At 63.8% G+C, this 14,255-nt stretch carries 16 protein-coding genes; 3 read left to right on the plus strand and 13 right to left on the minus strand.

The features are described 5' to 3' along the window. Positions 1 to 52: 52 nt before the first annotated feature. The 4 genes from BG83_RS0121805 to BG83_RS0121820 all read right to left on the minus strand — a co-directional run bounded on the left by BG83_RS0121805 (position 53) and on the right by BG83_RS0121820 (position 6,232). Positions 53 to 3,148, minus strand: coding sequence for an efflux RND transporter permease subunit (locus BG83_RS0121805; protein WP_024978720.1), 3,096 nt, complete (start codon positions 3,146 to 3,148; stop codon positions 53 to 55). A gap of 2 nt (positions 3,149 to 3,150) precedes the next feature. Further along, positions 3,151 to 4,299 (minus strand): efflux RND transporter periplasmic adaptor subunit, encoded by a 1,149-nt coding sequence (locus BG83_RS0121810; RefSeq protein WP_024978721.1) that lies wholly within the window; start codon positions 4,297 to 4,299, stop codon positions 3,151 to 3,153. A gap of 4 nt (positions 4,300 to 4,303) precedes the next feature. Beyond that, positions 4,304 to 5,674: a TolC family protein gene (locus tag BG83_RS0121815; RefSeq protein WP_024978722.1), complete on the minus strand. Its 1,371-nt coding sequence runs from the start codon at positions 5,672 to 5,674 to the stop codon at positions 4,304 to 4,306. Positions 5,675 to 5,830: 156 nt separating this feature from the next. Then, positions 5,831 to 6,232, minus strand: coding sequence for a MerR family transcriptional regulator (locus tag BG83_RS0121820; RefSeq protein WP_024978723.1), 402 nt, complete (start codon positions 6,230 to 6,232; stop codon positions 5,831 to 5,833). A gap of 97 nt (positions 6,233 to 6,329) precedes the next feature. On the opposite strand from BG83_RS0121820, the gene BG83_RS0121825 reads away from it, so the two are divergent. Continuing rightward, positions 6,330 to 6,752: a hypothetical protein gene (locus tag BG83_RS0121825; protein ID WP_024978724.1), complete on the plus strand. Its 423-nt coding sequence runs from the start codon at positions 6,330 to 6,332 to the stop codon at positions 6,750 to 6,752. A 13-nt stretch (positions 6,753 to 6,765) separates the two neighbouring features. Here the strand turns inward: BG83_RS0121825 and BG83_RS0121830 are convergent, their stop codons facing one another. The 8 genes from BG83_RS0121830 to BG83_RS0121865 all read right to left on the minus strand — a co-directional run bounded on the left by BG83_RS0121830 (position 6,766) and on the right by BG83_RS0121865 (position 11,818). Next, the gene (locus tag BG83_RS0121830; RefSeq protein WP_024978725.1) at positions 6,766 to 7,182 is read right to left on the minus strand and encodes a BON domain-containing protein; all 417 of its coding nucleotides are present in this window, start codon (positions 7,180 to 7,182) and stop codon (positions 6,766 to 6,768) included. Positions 7,183 to 7,243: 61 nt separating this feature from the next. Next, the gene (locus tag BG83_RS0121835) at positions 7,244 to 7,714 is read right to left on the minus strand and encodes a DoxX family protein (RefSeq protein ID WP_024978726.1); all 471 of its coding nucleotides are present in this window, start codon (positions 7,712 to 7,714) and stop codon (positions 7,244 to 7,246) included. Next, on the minus strand, positions 7,711 to 8,469 hold the full coding sequence (locus BG83_RS0121840; RefSeq protein ID WP_024978727.1) for a DNA-binding domain-containing protein: 759 nt from the start codon (positions 8,467 to 8,469) through the stop codon (positions 7,711 to 7,713). Before BG83_RS0121840 ends, BG83_RS0121835 begins: the two co-directional genes overlap by 4 nt. Beyond that, complete coding sequence (locus tag BG83_RS0121845) at positions 8,456 to 9,325, minus strand: DUF692 domain-containing protein (protein WP_024978728.1); 870 nt, start codon at positions 9,323 to 9,325, stop codon at positions 8,456 to 8,458. Before BG83_RS0121845 ends, BG83_RS0121840 begins: the two co-directional genes overlap by 14 nt. 22 nt (positions 9,326 to 9,347) lie before the next feature. Then, positions 9,348 to 9,614, minus strand: a complete 267-nt coding sequence (locus BG83_RS0121850) for a DUF2282 domain-containing protein (RefSeq protein ID WP_024978729.1) — start codon at positions 9,612 to 9,614, stop codon at positions 9,348 to 9,350. A gap of 225 nt (positions 9,615 to 9,839) precedes the next feature. Continuing rightward, positions 9,840 to 10,370, minus strand: coding sequence for a hypothetical protein (locus BG83_RS0121855; RefSeq protein ID WP_024978730.1), 531 nt, complete (start codon positions 10,368 to 10,370; stop codon positions 9,840 to 9,842). A 119-nt stretch (positions 10,371 to 10,489) separates the two neighbouring features. Further along, entirely contained in the window at positions 10,490 to 10,759 is a 270-nt protein-coding gene (locus BG83_RS0121860) for an H-NS family nucleoid-associated regulatory protein (protein WP_024978731.1), read from the minus strand. Between the two features lie 156 nt (positions 10,760 to 10,915). Then, complete coding sequence (locus BG83_RS0121865; protein WP_024978732.1) at positions 10,916 to 11,818, minus strand: DMT family transporter; 903 nt, start codon at positions 11,816 to 11,818, stop codon at positions 10,916 to 10,918. Positions 11,819 to 11,950: 132 nt separating this feature from the next. Between BG83_RS0121865 and BG83_RS0121870 the strand changes: the two genes are divergently transcribed. Continuing rightward, positions 11,951 to 12,403: an Lrp/AsnC family transcriptional regulator gene (locus BG83_RS0121870; protein ID WP_024978733.1), complete on the plus strand. Its 453-nt coding sequence runs from the start codon at positions 11,951 to 11,953 to the stop codon at positions 12,401 to 12,403. An 11-nt stretch (positions 12,404 to 12,414) separates the two neighbouring features. On the opposite strand, the gene BG83_RS0121875 is transcribed toward BG83_RS0121870, so the two are convergent. Continuing rightward, complete coding sequence (locus BG83_RS0121875; protein ID WP_024978734.1) at positions 12,415 to 13,593, minus strand: cystathionine beta-lyase; 1,179 nt, start codon at positions 13,591 to 13,593, stop codon at positions 12,415 to 12,417. Between the two features lie 110 nt (positions 13,594 to 13,703). Between BG83_RS0121875 and BG83_RS0121880 the strand changes: the two genes are divergently transcribed. Beyond that, on the plus strand, positions 13,704 to 14,180 hold the full coding sequence (locus BG83_RS0121880; protein WP_024978735.1) for an Lrp/AsnC family transcriptional regulator: 477 nt from the start codon (positions 13,704 to 13,706) through the stop codon (positions 14,178 to 14,180). Positions 14,181 to 14,255: the final 75 nt, after the last annotated feature.

Consider the following 14,255-nt stretch of genomic DNA (forward strand, 5'->3'; position numbering starts at 1 on the left):
GGGCGCATCGCTGGCAAAGCGATGCGCCCGTTGCGCTTTCAGCACATGCGGCTTAAGGCAGCATGGCCGCTGTGGGATTGACGTCCGCATCGCGCGAGGGCGGCCGGCGATGACGGTGCGCCCACGTGAAGACCACCGGCAGCACCAGCAGCGTGAGAATCGTCGTGGTGACCATGCCGCCGACGATCACCAGCGCCAGCGGTCGCTGTGCCTCCGAGCCGATGCTGTGCGACAGCGCCGCCGGCAACAGGCCCAGGCCCGCCAGCATGGCTGTCATGATCACCGGGCGCAAGCGCAGTGCGGCCCCGTCGACGGTGGCTTCACGCACGTTTTCGGATTGCGCCAGCCGATTGACGTACGAGATCAGGATCACCCCGTCCTGGATGGCGATGCCGAACAACGACAGAAAGCCAATCCCCGCCGAAATCGACAGCGTCTCATGCGCGATATGCAGCGCCAGCAGCCCGCCGATGGCGGCAAACGGCACATTCAGCACCACCATCAGCGCATCCTTGAAGTTGCCGAACGTGCTGTACAGCAGCAGGAAGATCACGAGAATCGTCAACGGCACGATCACCATCAGCTTGCTCTGGGCGACCTTCATCTCGTTGAACTGGCCGTCCCACTTGACGGTGTAGCCCTCGGGTAACTGCACGCCGTTGCCCACCACGTGCTGCGCCTCGTCCACCGCGCTGCCCAAATCGCGCCCGCGCACGCCGAACTTGATGGCGATGTAGCGCTTGCCGAGTTCGCGGTAGATGAAGAACGGGCCGTCGGTCATTTCCACCTTGGCGATCATCGACAGCGGGATGTGCTGGCCGTCGGGCGTATCGATCAGCAGTTCGCGGATGGCGTCGTACGACGCGCGTGCCTGCTGGTTCAGCCGCACCGCCAGGCCGAACGATTTCTCGCCCTCCAGGATTTGCGTGACCGGCGCTCCGCCAATGGCGTATTGCACGAGGTTCTGCACATCGCTCACGTTGATGTTGAAGCGCGCAGCGGCCTGGCGGTCGATGGAAACGTTCAGCGTCGGCTGGCCCAACTCGCGGAAGATGCCCACGTCCACCAGTCCGTGCACCTTCTTGAGCTGCGCCTGGATTTCGTTGGCTTTGGCTTCGAGCACATTCAGGTCATTGCCGAACAGTTTGACCGAGTTCTCGCCCTTCACGCCCGAGAGCGCTTCATCCACGTTGTCCTGGATGTACTGCGAGAAGTTGTATTCGATGCCCGGAATCTTCTCCAGACGCTTGGACAGGCGCTCGACCAGCTTCCCCTTCGTCATGCCGGCGGGCCATTGGTCAGGCGGCGCGAAGTACAGGCCGTATTCCTGGTTGAACACGCCGGTGGAATCGGTGCCGTCATCGGGGCGGCCGATCTGCACCGAAACCTGATTGATTTCCGGCTGCTTGACGAAGTACGCGCGCAGGTCGTTGGCCACTGACGACGAGTAGTCCAGGTCGACCGTGTTGGGCAACGTAATGCGTAGCCACAGGTTGTTTTCTTCCAGCGTCGGGAGGAACTCGGTACCGAGGAACGTGGCGCTATACAGCGTCAGAACGAGCGCCGTGATGGCCGTGGCAAAGACGGCCATCGGGCGTGCAATGAGCTTGCGCAGCAACGGCTTGTACCAGCGCAGAATCGCCGTAATAAACGCCGGCGAATGCGGATGCAGCGTCTTGCCGAAGACGAACGACGTGGTGGCCGGCACGAAGGTCAGGCTCAGCACGATCGACGCCATCAAGGCAAAGCCCATCGTGAACGCCATCGGCTTGAAGATGATGCCTTCCACGCCGCCGATGAAGAACAGCGGCGAATACGCCACGATGATGATGCCCGTAGAGAAGATCATCGCGCGCTGCACTTCGCTGGTGGCCTTGATGATGGCATCGTCGAGTTTCTCGGCGCCTTCTTCCAGATGCCGCATGATGTTTTCCATCACGATCACGGCTGCGTCGACAATCACCCCAAAGTCGATCGCCCCGAGCGAGATCAAATTGGCCGGCACATGGAAGTGTTCCATGCTGATGAACGACACGCACAGCGCCAGCGGAATCACCGCCGCCACCACAGCCGCCGCACGGAAATTGCCCAGGAAGACGAACAACACCGCCAGCACCAGCGAGATGCCCACCACCAGCGTGTGTTCAACTGTGCCCATGGTGATGTCGAGCAGCACCTGGCGGTCGTAGAACGGCTTGATCTGAACGCTCTTGGGCAGGATGCCGTTGTTCAGTTCCGTTACCTTTTCGCGCACCTTGGCCAGCACCTCGCTGGCGTTGGCGTCGCGCTTGAGCAGCACGATGCCTTCCACCACGTCGGGCTGGTCGTTGTATTGCACCTGGCCCAGACGCTGCACGTTGCCGACTTCAACCTCGGCAATATCGCGCACGCGCACCGGCACGCCGTTGTTGGCGGCCACCACCACGTTGCGGATATCGTCAACCGTCTGCAGCAGGCCCACGCCGCGCACGACGAACTGCTGCTCGCCGTCTCGCAGCAGGTTGCCGCCAGTGTTGTTGTTGGCGTTGCCGATGGCCGTGATGAGCTGCGACAGCGTGATGCCGTACGACTGCAGCTTCGCCGGCGACGGCACGATGTGATACTCCTTCACCTTGCCGCCGAAGGAGCTGACATCCGCCACCCCCTGCACATGCTTCAGCTCTTTGGTGATGTCGTAGTCCTGATAGCTCTTGAGCGTGGTCAGGTCTACGCCGTTGCCCACGAGGCGAAAGCGCATGATCTCGCCCGTGGCGTCGGAGTCGGGGCTCAGCGACGGCTGCACACCGGTCGGCAGATTGGCTGCCGCCACGTATTGCGAGAAGTTCTGCCGCGCCTTGAAGCTGTCGGTGCCTTCCTTGAACTTGAGCGTCACCACCGACAGCCCGAACAGCGATACCGAGCGGAACGACTGCACATCCGGCACGCCAGCCAACGCATTCTCGATCGGGATGGTGATCTGCTGTTCGACTTCGGTCGTGCTGCGGCCCGGCCATTGCGTGATGGCCTGCACCGACAACGGCGCCACGCCCGGATACGCCTGCAGCGGCAGCTCGCGGAACGCCAGCACGCCCGCCACCAGCAGCGCGATCGCCAGGAAGACAATCAGCAGCCGCCGCTTGAGAATGCCCGCGATGGGGTTGAAGCCCATGCCTACGCCCCCGCCTTGACGATCATCTCGTTGAGCAGCGCGGCGCCGCGCACCACTACCTGCGACGAAGCCTCAAGTCCGGCCGTCACGGCAAAGTTGCCGTCGGTGCCGGTGTCCTTGCCGTGCACTTCCACGCGCTTGAAATGCGTGGCATCGCTCTGCACGATCACGTAGTAGCTGCCGTGGTCTTTCACCAAGGCGGCCTTCGGCACCACCGTGGCCTGGCCGCTGCCGGTCTGGATGCGCGCCGTGGCGTACATCTCGGGGCGCAGCAGGCCGTCGGTGTTGGGCACGTCGCAGCGTACCGTCAGGGTGTGCGTTGCCGGGTCGATGTTCGGGGCGATAAAGCTCACGCGGCCGGTGAACTCGCGGTCCGGATACGCCGACGTATGCAGCGAGATCGGCTGACCGATACGCACGCTGGCAATGTCGTTCTCATAGACATTGCCCGTGAACCACAGCACACGCGTATCGACGATGCTCATGAACGAGTCACCCACGTTCAGGAAGGCGCCCGGGTCCATGTTGCGCTTGACGATCGTGCCCGAGATGGGCGCGCGCAGCGTCAGGTGTTCAGCCGGCGTGCCGCGCTTGGCGATCTGCGCGACATCGGCATCGGACATGCCCAGCACATGCAGGCGGCCAGCCGCGGACTGTACGGTGGCGTCTGCATCGTCCTGCAGATCCTTCATGTTGGAACCCTTGAGCTGGCGGGCGGTATTCAGCGCCAGCAGATATTCCTTCTGCGCGGAGATGAAGTCTGGCGAGTAGAGCTGCGCAATCGGCTGCCCCTCGCGCACCAGCGCACCTTCGAACAGGAGAATCTGGTCCAGCCGCCCAGCCACGCGCGCCGATGCCAACTTGGTGCGCTCGGCGTTGTAGGCGAGCTTGCCGGGCGTGGACAGCTCCACTGGCACCGAAAGCTGACTGACCTGTGCAACCTTCACCTGCTGCGGGTCGAAGCCGCCGGCCGGAATTTCAACCGAATCCGGTTTCGCGCGCGCCGTGGCTGCCGGAGTGGATGCCGCGGTGGTAACGGGTTTAGCGGTCTCGGCGGGCGCAGCGGCGGGCCATTTGCGTCCGACCACCACACCAACAGCAAGGGCTGCGGCCAAGGCGATGACTGCAACAACGGGAGAGAACTTCTTCATGATGTTATTGAGCTTGAACCGGCGAGCGACCGGTGGCCGCGAGCAGCGCGTGATAGGCCTGCAAGGCCGTGGCCTGAGCCTGGGCGACCGACAGTTCTGCGTTCCTGAGCGCGCCCTGGGCGGTGAGCAGGTCGTTGAAATCAGCGTTGTTGCTGGCGTAGTTGGTCATCGTCACGCGATAGGCCGCCAGCGCTTGCGGCAGTTGCCGCTGCTTGTTGAAGTCGAGTTGGGCAAGCGTCTGGCGCAGCGTGTTATAGGCGGTATCGACGGCCAATAGCGTCTGCTGGCGCACCGACACGTCATTCGCCTCGGTGGCGATCTGGCTTTCCACCGCCTGATTCACGCCGTACTTCTCTTTGGTCAGGAACCAGAACGGAATGATCACGTCCAGCTCGATCTGGTAGCTGTTCGGGCGCACGCCATACGGCGGGTTGTCCGTGGTGACGGTGGCGATGACCTGGAAGTCGGGCAGGTAGGCCTTGCGCGCCAGCGTCACGCTCTTGCGGGCGGCGTCCATCAGGTCTGCCGACGCCTTGATCGACGGGTGCTCGCGCAGTGCCTGGTTTTCCAGCTCGGGCAGCGGCTCTTCCGGCAGGTGTACGGACTCGTCATCGGCCCGCAGCACGAGCGGGAAGCTCGGCTCCTTGCCGATGAGCGTGTTGAGGGTCTGCAGCGTGCTGTCGTACTGACGCTGCGCGGCAAACAGGTCGTTCTGCGCGCTGCTCTGCATGACCTGCGCGTTGAGGAAGTCGGCGTAGGCAGCGGCATTGTTGGCGTAGCGCACGCGCGTGATCTGCTTGACCTGCTCCAGGCGCGTGATGGTCAGCTTCTGTACATCGATCTGCTTCTGCAGCGCGATCGCCTGGTAGTACGTAGTGGAAAGCTGCGCGTAGAGCTGCAGGTACAGCGCGTCGTTTTGCGCGTTCAGCGATTCCGCCTGGCGATCGGCAATCTCAGCGGCCAGCGCTTTCTTGCCCGGAAACGGGATCTGCTGCGTCAGGTTGTACTGGCTGCCGCCCGCGCGGTTGACCGCCAGCGGAAAACCCTTCGGGATGCTGTTCCAGATGTAGCCGAGCTGCGGGTTGTTGGGCGCGGCAAGTTGCGGGGGGATCGATTTGGCCGACAGGTAGTTATGGCGCGCCTGGATCAACTGCGGGTTGTTGCCTTTCAGCTCCTGCAGCAGTTCGACGAGGTTGAAGCCCGCGCCCGTCACGCCCGGAACGGAAGGCTTGATCGACGGCATGGTCGCCACCGGCATGCTGGCCGCAGCCGGTGCCGGCGCAGGCGTGGCTGCCCAGGCAGCGGCAAATGGCAGGCAGGCCACCGCGCACAGCACGGCCCTCGCCCGTGGATGGAACGCACCCCGATGTTTCACTGCAGCAGACTCCCTTTGAGACGGGAGCGTTTTTACCGACGCGAACTTTCAAGCGCCTTTCACGACTCAGCAAGCCGTCAGGGCGTGGAGAAAACGCGCCAAACCCGCCCTGTGGCGGGAGTCTGCGACAGTCATATGACAAGACGTGTCGGAGTCTCAGGTCGGTGCAAGCGGGCATGGCATCCCGACGCGGGCAGCGAGTGCATCACGCGTGGCCTGCAAGCTGGCGATGCGGACATCGATGGCGGCAAGTTTCTCCCGCAGTAGCGCCGTAACGGCGGCATCGGTGTCGGGTTGCTGCCACACCTGCGACATCCCTTCGCCAATTTCTGCCAGCGTGAAGCCCAGTTGCTGAGCCGTGCGCACGTAGTTCACGAGTTCCACGGTTTCGGGCGGGTAAGCGCGGTAGCCGTTACTGCGGCGTCGCGCCCGGATCAGGCCGCGTACCTCGTAAAAGCGCAGGCCATCCCGCGAGACGCCGGTGGCGGCGGCCAGGTCGCCGATGGAAAGGTCGCCGGTACGCGCGTTGGAAGCGGAAGCGGGAAGTGCAGCAGGCATGGTGGCTTGGAAGAGTGGGGCGGCCGAGCGCTTGACCTTGGAGCGTACACCAAGCTTTACCGTGGCGACTCCTTCACTTCATTCCTGGAGTTTCACCATGGTTTCTGAATCGACCTTCCTGCGTGTGGTGCGCGCCAGCGGCTGGTATGACCTGATCGTGACTGCACCGTTTGCCACGCCGTGGACGTTTGCCCTGTTGCATCAAGCGCTCACTGCATTGGCGCACGCGCTGGGCATCGGCCGCTTGCCGGCATTTGAGCCAGAGCACCTGCTGATGGCCAATCTGATGGGGTCGGTGGTGTGCGTGTGGTCGGTGCTGCGCATCCGACAGCCGAGTGTGGCGCTGGGCCGGTACGACGCCGCGGCACGCGGCCTCTTTGCAGCGTGGCAGGCCTATGCGCTGGCATCCGGCGCCTCGCTGCTGGTGTTGCCGTTCCTGATTGCGGAGATCGGCTTCGGCCTGCTGCAATCGGTGCCCGTGGGCCGCTTGCCAGGGCGGACGGGCACACAGGCAGCTTAAGTGCTTGAACGCGTTAGCGCGCGGCCGGGGCGCTGGCCGGTGCCGCCGGCGGCAAGCCGGCCGGGATGTACGGGCCGCCGCCCAGCACCTGCATGCGCGACAGCACGCGCAACTGGTTGTCGAGCTTGGCCGAGTCAACAAAGCGTTTGACGTCGTCACCAGCCCGTCGGGCCATTTCGGGGGTATCGACCCAGCCCGTCAGCGTGACCTTGCCGTCTGGGGTAGAGCGGATGCGGATCTGGCGCGTGCTGAGCGCTGTGTCCTGATCCAGCGCCGCCTTGACCTGGTACGACAGCAGCGAATCGTCGAGCATGCGCGCGCCGGTGGTGTTCGGGCTATCGCCCCACGCGCAGGCAGTGAGAACAGTTGCGGCGGCGATTGCAGCCAACACACCGGTTGAGGCAGCGAAGGACAACTGACGGAAGCGCATCGATGCTCCTGAAGAGAGGGCGACAGAACCACATCATAAGCCTGCTGCCCACCCAATCTGCTTAATGCGTGCGGCGCTCCCAAAGGGTCTGCACCGCCAGCCAACCCGGTCCCACCGTCGCCACGAGCGCAATCAGAACGCCCCACACAAAATGAAATTCGATGGCCGACGCCGACAGATTGGCCCAGTACGACACCGCTGCTACCACGTTGACGAAGAACAGCCCCGCCGCCGCCAACCGCGGCACGATGCCGACCAGCATGAGAGACGGGAAGACCAGTTCGCCAAATGTGCCAAGCGCCGCTGCCAGGGCCGGGTGCAATAGCGGCACCTTGTATTCCTCCGTGAACAGCAGCACGGTCGTGTCCCAGTCGTGCAGCTTGGTCAGGCCCGAGCGGAAGAACACGTAGAAAAGATACGCCCGTGCGATCAACAAGATGAGCGAGCAGAGCGCGCTTTGCGGCCCGGCGAGTCGGTCAAGCGAAGCGCGGATGCGCGTGAGCGGGGCAAAGGTCGTGGCGAGGGTGTTCATGGCGTGTCTCCAGTAGGCGGTGTTGTTGGGCATGCGCTCAGCGCGAGCAGCCCCGAGCGATAGAGGGCTGACAGGCATGCGGTCAAATCAAAATCTGGCCGCTCAGCCAGCGTGGTTTCGAGCGCGGCCTGAAGCGACGGCGTCGCGTCGCAAGCTGCGAGGAACGTGGCCGTCGGGGCATCGAGATGGAGCACAGCAACGCGATGCCCGTGCACGGCAATCACAGCGGCTTCGCCCACACTCAGGTCGATTTCGTTGAGCGCGATCGTCGCGTCGGGCTGATGTGCGCGCCAGATCGAAACCACGGGCCATGGAGAAGCCACCCACTGCGCACCTTCGACCAGCCCGGCGCGAAGCGTGTCTGCGGGTTGTGCGAACAGGGTGGCGTTCGCCGCTTCCACGTGTGCATCCGGCGCGTAGTGCGCCCAGTGCACGCACCATTCCAGACGCGCCACGTCAGCTAGATACGGCACGCTGTGCGCCAACGGGGATTGCGCAATGACATCCGGCAGCGCATTTCCATAGCGATGCAGGTTCGGGGATGTAGACGCCTGCATGGCCAGCGTGTCGCGCACCAGCGCATCAAAGCAGTCGTCACCGACGAGCGCTCGGCAGACGGGATACGCCCCCGTCAGCGCATTGCGCAGAATTGCCAGACGCGCATTGCGGTAGATGGCAATACCACGCGCCTCTTCGTGGCTTGCAGGGTTGGTCAGTGCGCCGATAAGGTGCGCTTCCCAGTCAGGTAGTCGCATGGTGGGACTCCTGCATGGGGGCACGGGCATGGCGATCGAGCGTTGCTTGCGCGCGTGCCGCTTCGTTCAGCAACACCTGCACGGGCGGCAGCTCGGCATCCCATTCGATCAGTGTCGGGCGTGCGCCGTGTTTGGCAATCCACGCGTCGTACAGCGCCCAGACGGGTGCATGGACCGGCGCACTGTGCGTGTCGATCAGCATGCCGTCTTCCACACTGAAGCCTGCCAAGTGAATCTCGCCGACCAGTGCAGGGTCGATATCGACCAGTACCGATTCGACGGTCACGCCATGGTTGACGCTGTTCACGTACAGATTGTTCAGGTCCAGCAAGATGCCGCAGCCCGTGCGCCGGGCGAGGGCGGTCAGGAATGCGCCTTCGAAGAGGGCCTCGTCGGCATCGACCAGTGCGCGGCAGTCGATGTACGCGGCGATGTTCTCGATCAGCAGCGGTCGCTTGAGGATGTCCTGTGCACGCATGACGTTGGCGCAGACGACATCCAGCGATTCGCGGGAATAAGGCAGCGGCAGCAGATCGTTGACGACCTGCGCACCGCTGCGGTTGAAGCACAGGTGCTCGGAAATGGCGGCGGGCGCTACCGCATCGGCCAGCGTAGCGATGGCGCGTACGTGCTCGACGTCCAGTCCATCCGCATTGCCCAGCCCCATGCCCACGCCGTGCAGGCTCACAGGCTGGTGCGCCCGCGCGGCGTGCAGCGCTGCGCGGGCGGGGCCGCCATACAGATAGTTCTCGCTGTGCACCTCCACCCAGGGGAAGCGGGCTTCCCCGTGCAGCAGGGCAGGAAAGTGCGGTGCGCGCAGGCCTGCGCCGGCGCAGGTTGGCAGAGCGGTCTGCATGGTGGTCACCCGGCGTCGCGCGTTACTTGGACGGAGCCTGCATCGTGCCGCCCATCTGCGCGCAGGTGCCGGCGGGCACGTATTTCCACGACATTGGGTCCTTGTCCATCTTCGATTGGCCGGCGCAGGCGTGGGCGCTGCCCGGGCTGGCGCAATCGTTCTGGCCGGCCTTGGCGACGCCGTAGCACTTTTCCTTGCCGGCGGCATCAGCGGCCTGCACCGGCGTCGACAGTGCGCCCAGCGCGAGTAGGCTACCCAGAGCGGCGGCGATCATGGCGTGTTGTTTCATTTGTGTTCTCCTTGAGTGGCAGGTGTCGTTGAACGGCGGACAGGGCCAAATCCCTCGCCGTACGGTGCACTGCGGCATCGCGCAGATGTGTTCCGTGCACCTTCGTCGGCGCACGTGGGCGTTCCTGACACGGAGAACAGAAATTTTTTTGATTTTTTTTGTGAGGCAAACCGCCAATAAAAAAGGCGACCCCAATGGGCCGCCTTCAGGCTGAACAGGAAAGATTTACCTGGCGTGCGCCGCGCGCGTGCGCGCCGCCTTCTTGGCGGCGGCGGATCGGCCGGCTGCGCCCTTGGTAGCAGCGCCCTTCTTGGCCGCCGCCGAGCGCTCGCTGCTCGAACGCTTGGAGGCCGCGCTATGCGCCTGCTTGGACAGCGACGACTTGGAAGCCGCCGAATGACCTTCCTTCTTCAGCGTGCGTGTTGTGGTTTTGCTGCGCTTGGCCGTGGATTCCTTGCTCGCACTGGCGTGGCTGCCGGTGTTGTTGCCTGCCTTGCTGCCGGCCTTGACGTCATGTTCCGCCTTCTTGCGCGTGGCGGCCGATGCCTTGCCTTCCCCCGGCGGCTTGACGGCAACGCCCGCGCGGCGTGCCTTCGATAGACCAATCGCAATGGCCTGCTTGGTGTTTTTCGCACCGTGCTTGCCTTCGCGGATGTGATCCATCTCTTCCTTCACGAAGTTGCCCGCCTGGGTCGAGGCGGCTTTGCCGTGGCGCTTGTCGGCGCGCGCACGTTCTACGGTTTTGCGTTCCGGCATGATGACGTCCTCCGTTGGGTTGGGGCGCCGGCCGGTCATGCTGGGCATCAGCCCACAGATCGACAAACCGGCGGCGCTTGCAAACAACCACGCAACCGGCATACCTGCATCGCCTGCGTTCAGCCCACGCGGAAATGCTCGATGCTCTGCCCTGCGTTGACGGCGCGCCGCAGCCAGTCGGGCATGTCGCCCGAGCCGTCCCAGTGCTGGCCGTCGGCGCTCATGTAGACCGGGCCGATGGGTGCGGATGGCGCGGGCGGCGGCGGTGGCGCGTCAAAGCAGCCATGCGCCTGCAAATCTTCGACAGACAGGTCATAGGTTTGCATTTGTTCCAGGATCCAGGCGATCGCGGTTTCGCGACCCGGCTCCGGCGGGTGACCTTCCTTCATCTTGTACGTATGTTTGGGGTTTCTGTCCGCTGGCTGCCAAAGGGAGAGAGAGGCAGGCGCAGGGCGCGCCGGGCGCCAGCGGAAAACGCACAAGAATAACAGCAGTTGGACTGCCGATTCGTGTTGCGAATGTGGGGGACTATTGCGCGTATTGCGTTATTTGGTAACGGGGGATTCGCCCCGTGCCCGCAACCAGCGATACGGCGACCACCCCAGGTTCATGCCCGCAGCCGCCAGCAGGATCGCCCCCGCACCCAAAAACTGCGCCAGTTGCAGCCGATGCCCGAACGCAACGATGTCCACCACGATGGCGACAATGGGATAGATGAACGACAACGATCCCGTCAGATGCGTCGGCAGCCTCTGGATGGCGCCATAGAGCAGGATGTACATCAACCCTGTATGCACCACGCCCACCGTGACAAGGATCACCCACGTATGCGCATCGGCCGGCGGATGCGACAGGTTGGCCAACGGCGCCAGCATCAGCACGCCCACACACACCTGGATGAGCGCAATCAGATGCGGCGGCGTACCGGCCAGCTTCTTGATCAGGAGCGCGGCCACCGCATAGGCAAACGCCGCGCCCAGCGCCATCGCAATGCCAGACAGGTAATCGGTCCCCATGCTGGCTGCAGGCCCCACCTGCACGATCAGTACGACGCCGATAAAGGCGATGGCCAGCCACGTGACTTTGGCCGCCGTCAGCTTTTCTGACAGAAACAGCGCGCCCAGCCCGACCAGCATGAACGGTTGCGTGTTGTAGACCGCCGTCGCAATCGAGATAGATGCGCGCGGATACGCCGCGAACAGCAGCAGCCAATTGATGACGATTGCCACGCCGCCCAACGCGGCAATGCCCGCACGCCGCCACGTGATGGCGCCGCGCAGCAGCCCCAGGCCGGCACACACACCCAGCAGCGTCAGCGCGCCGAATACGCAGCGCCAGAACACAACGTCGGCCACCGGCTGGCCTGAGCGGACAACGAACCAGCCGATCGTCCCGGAGATGACCATGGCGGTGGTCATCTCGACCGTGCCGCGTGTCTTATCGTTCATGCGAACCACCTTGAGCGTTGGATGCAATCAGGATCGCATGCGGATGGGCTCACTTCCATTGCTTTTCTAAGGCAAAATTGGCGTTCTTTCTAATGAAGTAAGGCGAAGTGCCCGAATTGGAGGCGGAACGCAATGAACACGATTGACGCGCTGGATCAACGCATTCTCGACGTCCTGCTGACCGATTCCCGCATCTCGCTCAAGCAACTCGCCGAGCAGGTGGGGTTGTCATCCCCCAGCGTGTCGGAGCGCCTGCGGCGGCTGGAAGAGCGCGGCGTGATCCGGCATTACACCGTCGACATTGACCCCGCGGCGCTGGGCTACACGCTGCAGGCCATCGTGCGCGTGCGGCCCATGCCGGGCAAGCTGCATATCGTGCAGAAGCTGATCGAAGAGATTCCCGAGATCGGCGAATGCGACAAGGTCACGGGCGAGGACTGCTTCATCGCCCGGCTGTATGTGCGCTCGATCGACCAGCTCGACCAGATTCTCGATCGCGTGGCGTATCACGCTGAGACCAACACCGCCATCGTCAAGACGCAGCCGGTAAAGCGGCGTGCGCCGCCGTTTGCACTGGCTGACTGACGTGCCGTCGGTTATGCGGCAACAGCGGGCTCCTGGATGGCTGCGCGAGCCATGGCTTGCCGCAGATCGGCAATCAGATCTTCCGGCGCTTCCAGCCCGACATTGAGCCGCACCAGGCGGCCGCGATAGTGGCGGTTCGGTCGCGCCAGATCGGGATATGGCATCACCAGGCTGCTCGTGCCGCCCCAACTCATGCCGATCCAGAACATGCGCAGCGCATCAATGAATGCGTTGACTTGTTCGGCCGAGACGCCTTCTTGGAACACCACCGAAAACACGCTGGTTGCGCCGGTAAAGTCGCGCTTCCAGAGCTCATGGCCGGGGCATGACGGCAGCGCCGGATGCAGCACGGTCGCAATGCAGTCCTGCAGATGCAGCCAGTGCGCCACCGCCAGGGTGGACGTTTGCAGGCGCTCAAGCCGCAGCCCCAGCGTTTGCAGGCCACGCAGCGCCAGGCTGCAATCGTCGGGCGATGCGCCCATGCCCAGATCGGCAAACGCGCTGCCCACACGCTCGAACATCGCCTCCGAGTTGACCGAGACCGACCCGAGCAACAGGTCGCTGTGGCCGCCCACGTACTTGGTCAGGGCCTGCATGCTGATGTCCACGCCGTGCGCGAAGGCATCGAAATACACGCCGGCCGTGTACGTGTTGTCGAGCGCCACCGGCACGCCGCGCGCGTGCGCCTCAGCCACGATTGCCGGCACGTCCTGCACTTCCATCGTGACCGAGCCGGGGCTTTCGGTCCAAACAAGCATGGTGTTCGGCCGGATGAGTCCGCCGATGCCTGCGCCGATGAGCGGGTCATAGATTTCGACTTCGATGCCCATGCGTTTGAGCAGGCCGTCAGCCATGCTGCGGTTGGGCCCGTACGCACTGAACGGCACCAGCGCATGGCTGCCCGCGCCGCAGCAGGCCAGGTAGACGAGCGCGATGGCCGCCTGCCCGCCGGGGACGATAAAGCTGTGGCGGGCGCGTTCCAGTTGCGCAATCCGCACGCCGAGTTCAATGGCGGTCGGTGTGCCGTAGAGGCCGTAGGTGTAGCCGTGCTGCGCATGGCGCCAGTCGTCCACGACCTGCGCTGCGTTGTCGAACAACACGGTTGAACCACGGTAGACCGGGGTCACCAATGACCGAAAGCCGCCAGGGGCAAGCGTTTCGGGGCTGACGAGCTGGGATTGCCAATGCATGGGATGGACCTCTGCGAACGCGTGGACCACGAAATCCTATGTCACGTCAGCAGAGTAATTTCAGCTATTCTGACCAGCCAGACGCAAAAATTTCTCGCTCCATGCCCGTTATGGCCGCACAGAAATCGCTCGAACTCGACGCATTCGACATTGCCATCCTCAACGCTGTTCAGCGGTGCTACACCACGCCGCTGCGCGTGATTGGGGAGCAGGTCAATCTATCGACCGCCGCCGTGCAGCGGCGCATCAAGCGAATGGAGGAAGCGGGCGTCATCGTCGGCAACGTGGCGGTAGTCGACCCCGAGCGGGTGGCCAAACCCATCACCGTGATCGTTGAGGTGCATGCCGAGCGCACCAATACCGCTGCAATGGCTGCGCTCAAGAAGGCGCTCTCCGGCCCCGAGGTGCAGCAGTGCTACTACGTGACGGGCGAGGCCGATTTCGTCCTCATCCTGAACGTGGCCACGATGACGGAGTACGAAGCTCTGGCGCGACGCCTGTTCGACGACAACGACAACATCCGGTGGTACCGCACGGCGGTGGTGCTCAACCGCGTGAAGGTCGGGCTCGAGGTGCCGCTGGGCTAGCGATGCGTGCCGTTCCACCGCCTGCACAATGCGTCAATACGGGGATGAGGCTATAGTGCCCCGGCGCACCGCCTG

This window comes from Ralstonia pickettii (genome assembly GCF_000607165.1).
GTDB classification, from domain to species: Bacteria; Pseudomonadota; Gammaproteobacteria; order Burkholderiales; family Burkholderiaceae; genus Ralstonia; species Ralstonia holmesii.

What these genes read in the sequence shown, in the direction of transcription:
- BG83_RS0121805 (WP_024978720.1), bottom strand. Translation starts at nt 3,148, where the DNA reads ATGGGCTTCAACCCCATCGCGGGCATTCTCAAGCGGCGGCTGCTGATT.
- BG83_RS0121810 (WP_024978721.1), bottom strand. Translation starts at nt 4,299, where the DNA reads ATGAAGAAGTTCTCTCCCGTTGTTGCAGTCATCGCCTTGGCCGCAGCC.
- BG83_RS0121820 (WP_024978723.1), bottom strand. Translation starts at nt 6,232, where the DNA reads ATGCCTGCTGCACTTCCCGCTTCCGCTTCCAACGCGCGTACCGGCGAC.
- BG83_RS0121825 (WP_024978724.1), top strand. Translation starts at nt 6,330, where the DNA reads ATGGTTTCTGAATCGACCTTCCTGCGTGTGGTGCGCGCCAGCGGCTGG.
- BG83_RS0121830 (WP_024978725.1), bottom strand. Translation starts at nt 7,182, where the DNA reads ATGCGCTTCCGTCAGTTGTCCTTCGCTGCCTCAACCGGTGTGTTGGCT.
- BG83_RS0121835 (WP_024978726.1), bottom strand. Translation starts at nt 7,714, where the DNA reads ATGAACACCCTCGCCACGACCTTTGCCCCGCTCACGCGCATCCGCGCT.
- BG83_RS0121840 (WP_024978727.1), bottom strand. Translation starts at nt 8,469, where the DNA reads ATGCGACTACCTGACTGGGAAGCGCACCTTATCGGCGCACTGACCAAC.
- BG83_RS0121845 (WP_024978728.1), bottom strand. Translation starts at nt 9,325, where the DNA reads ATGCAGACCGCTCTGCCAACCTGCGCCGGCGCAGGCCTGCGCGCACCG.
- BG83_RS0121850 (WP_024978729.1), bottom strand. Translation starts at nt 9,614, where the DNA reads ATGAAACAACACGCCATGATCGCCGCCGCTCTGGGTAGCCTACTCGCG.
- BG83_RS0121855 (WP_024978730.1), bottom strand. Translation starts at nt 10,370, where the DNA reads ATGCCGGAACGCAAAACCGTAGAACGTGCGCGCGCCGACAAGCGCCAC.
- BG83_RS0121860 (WP_024978731.1), bottom strand. Translation starts at nt 10,759, where the DNA reads ATGAAGGAAGGTCACCCGCCGGAGCCGGGTCGCGAAACCGCGATCGCC.
- BG83_RS0121865 (WP_024978732.1), bottom strand. Translation starts at nt 11,818, where the DNA reads ATGAACGATAAGACACGCGGCACGGTCGAGATGACCACCGCCATGGTC.
- BG83_RS0121870 (WP_024978733.1), top strand. Translation starts at nt 11,951, where the DNA reads ATGAACACGATTGACGCGCTGGATCAACGCATTCTCGACGTCCTGCTG.
- BG83_RS0121875 (WP_024978734.1), bottom strand. Translation starts at nt 13,593, where the DNA reads ATGCATTGGCAATCCCAGCTCGTCAGCCCCGAAACGCTTGCCCCTGGC.
- BG83_RS0121880 (WP_024978735.1), top strand. Translation starts at nt 13,704, where the DNA reads ATGGCCGCACAGAAATCGCTCGAACTCGACGCATTCGACATTGCCATC.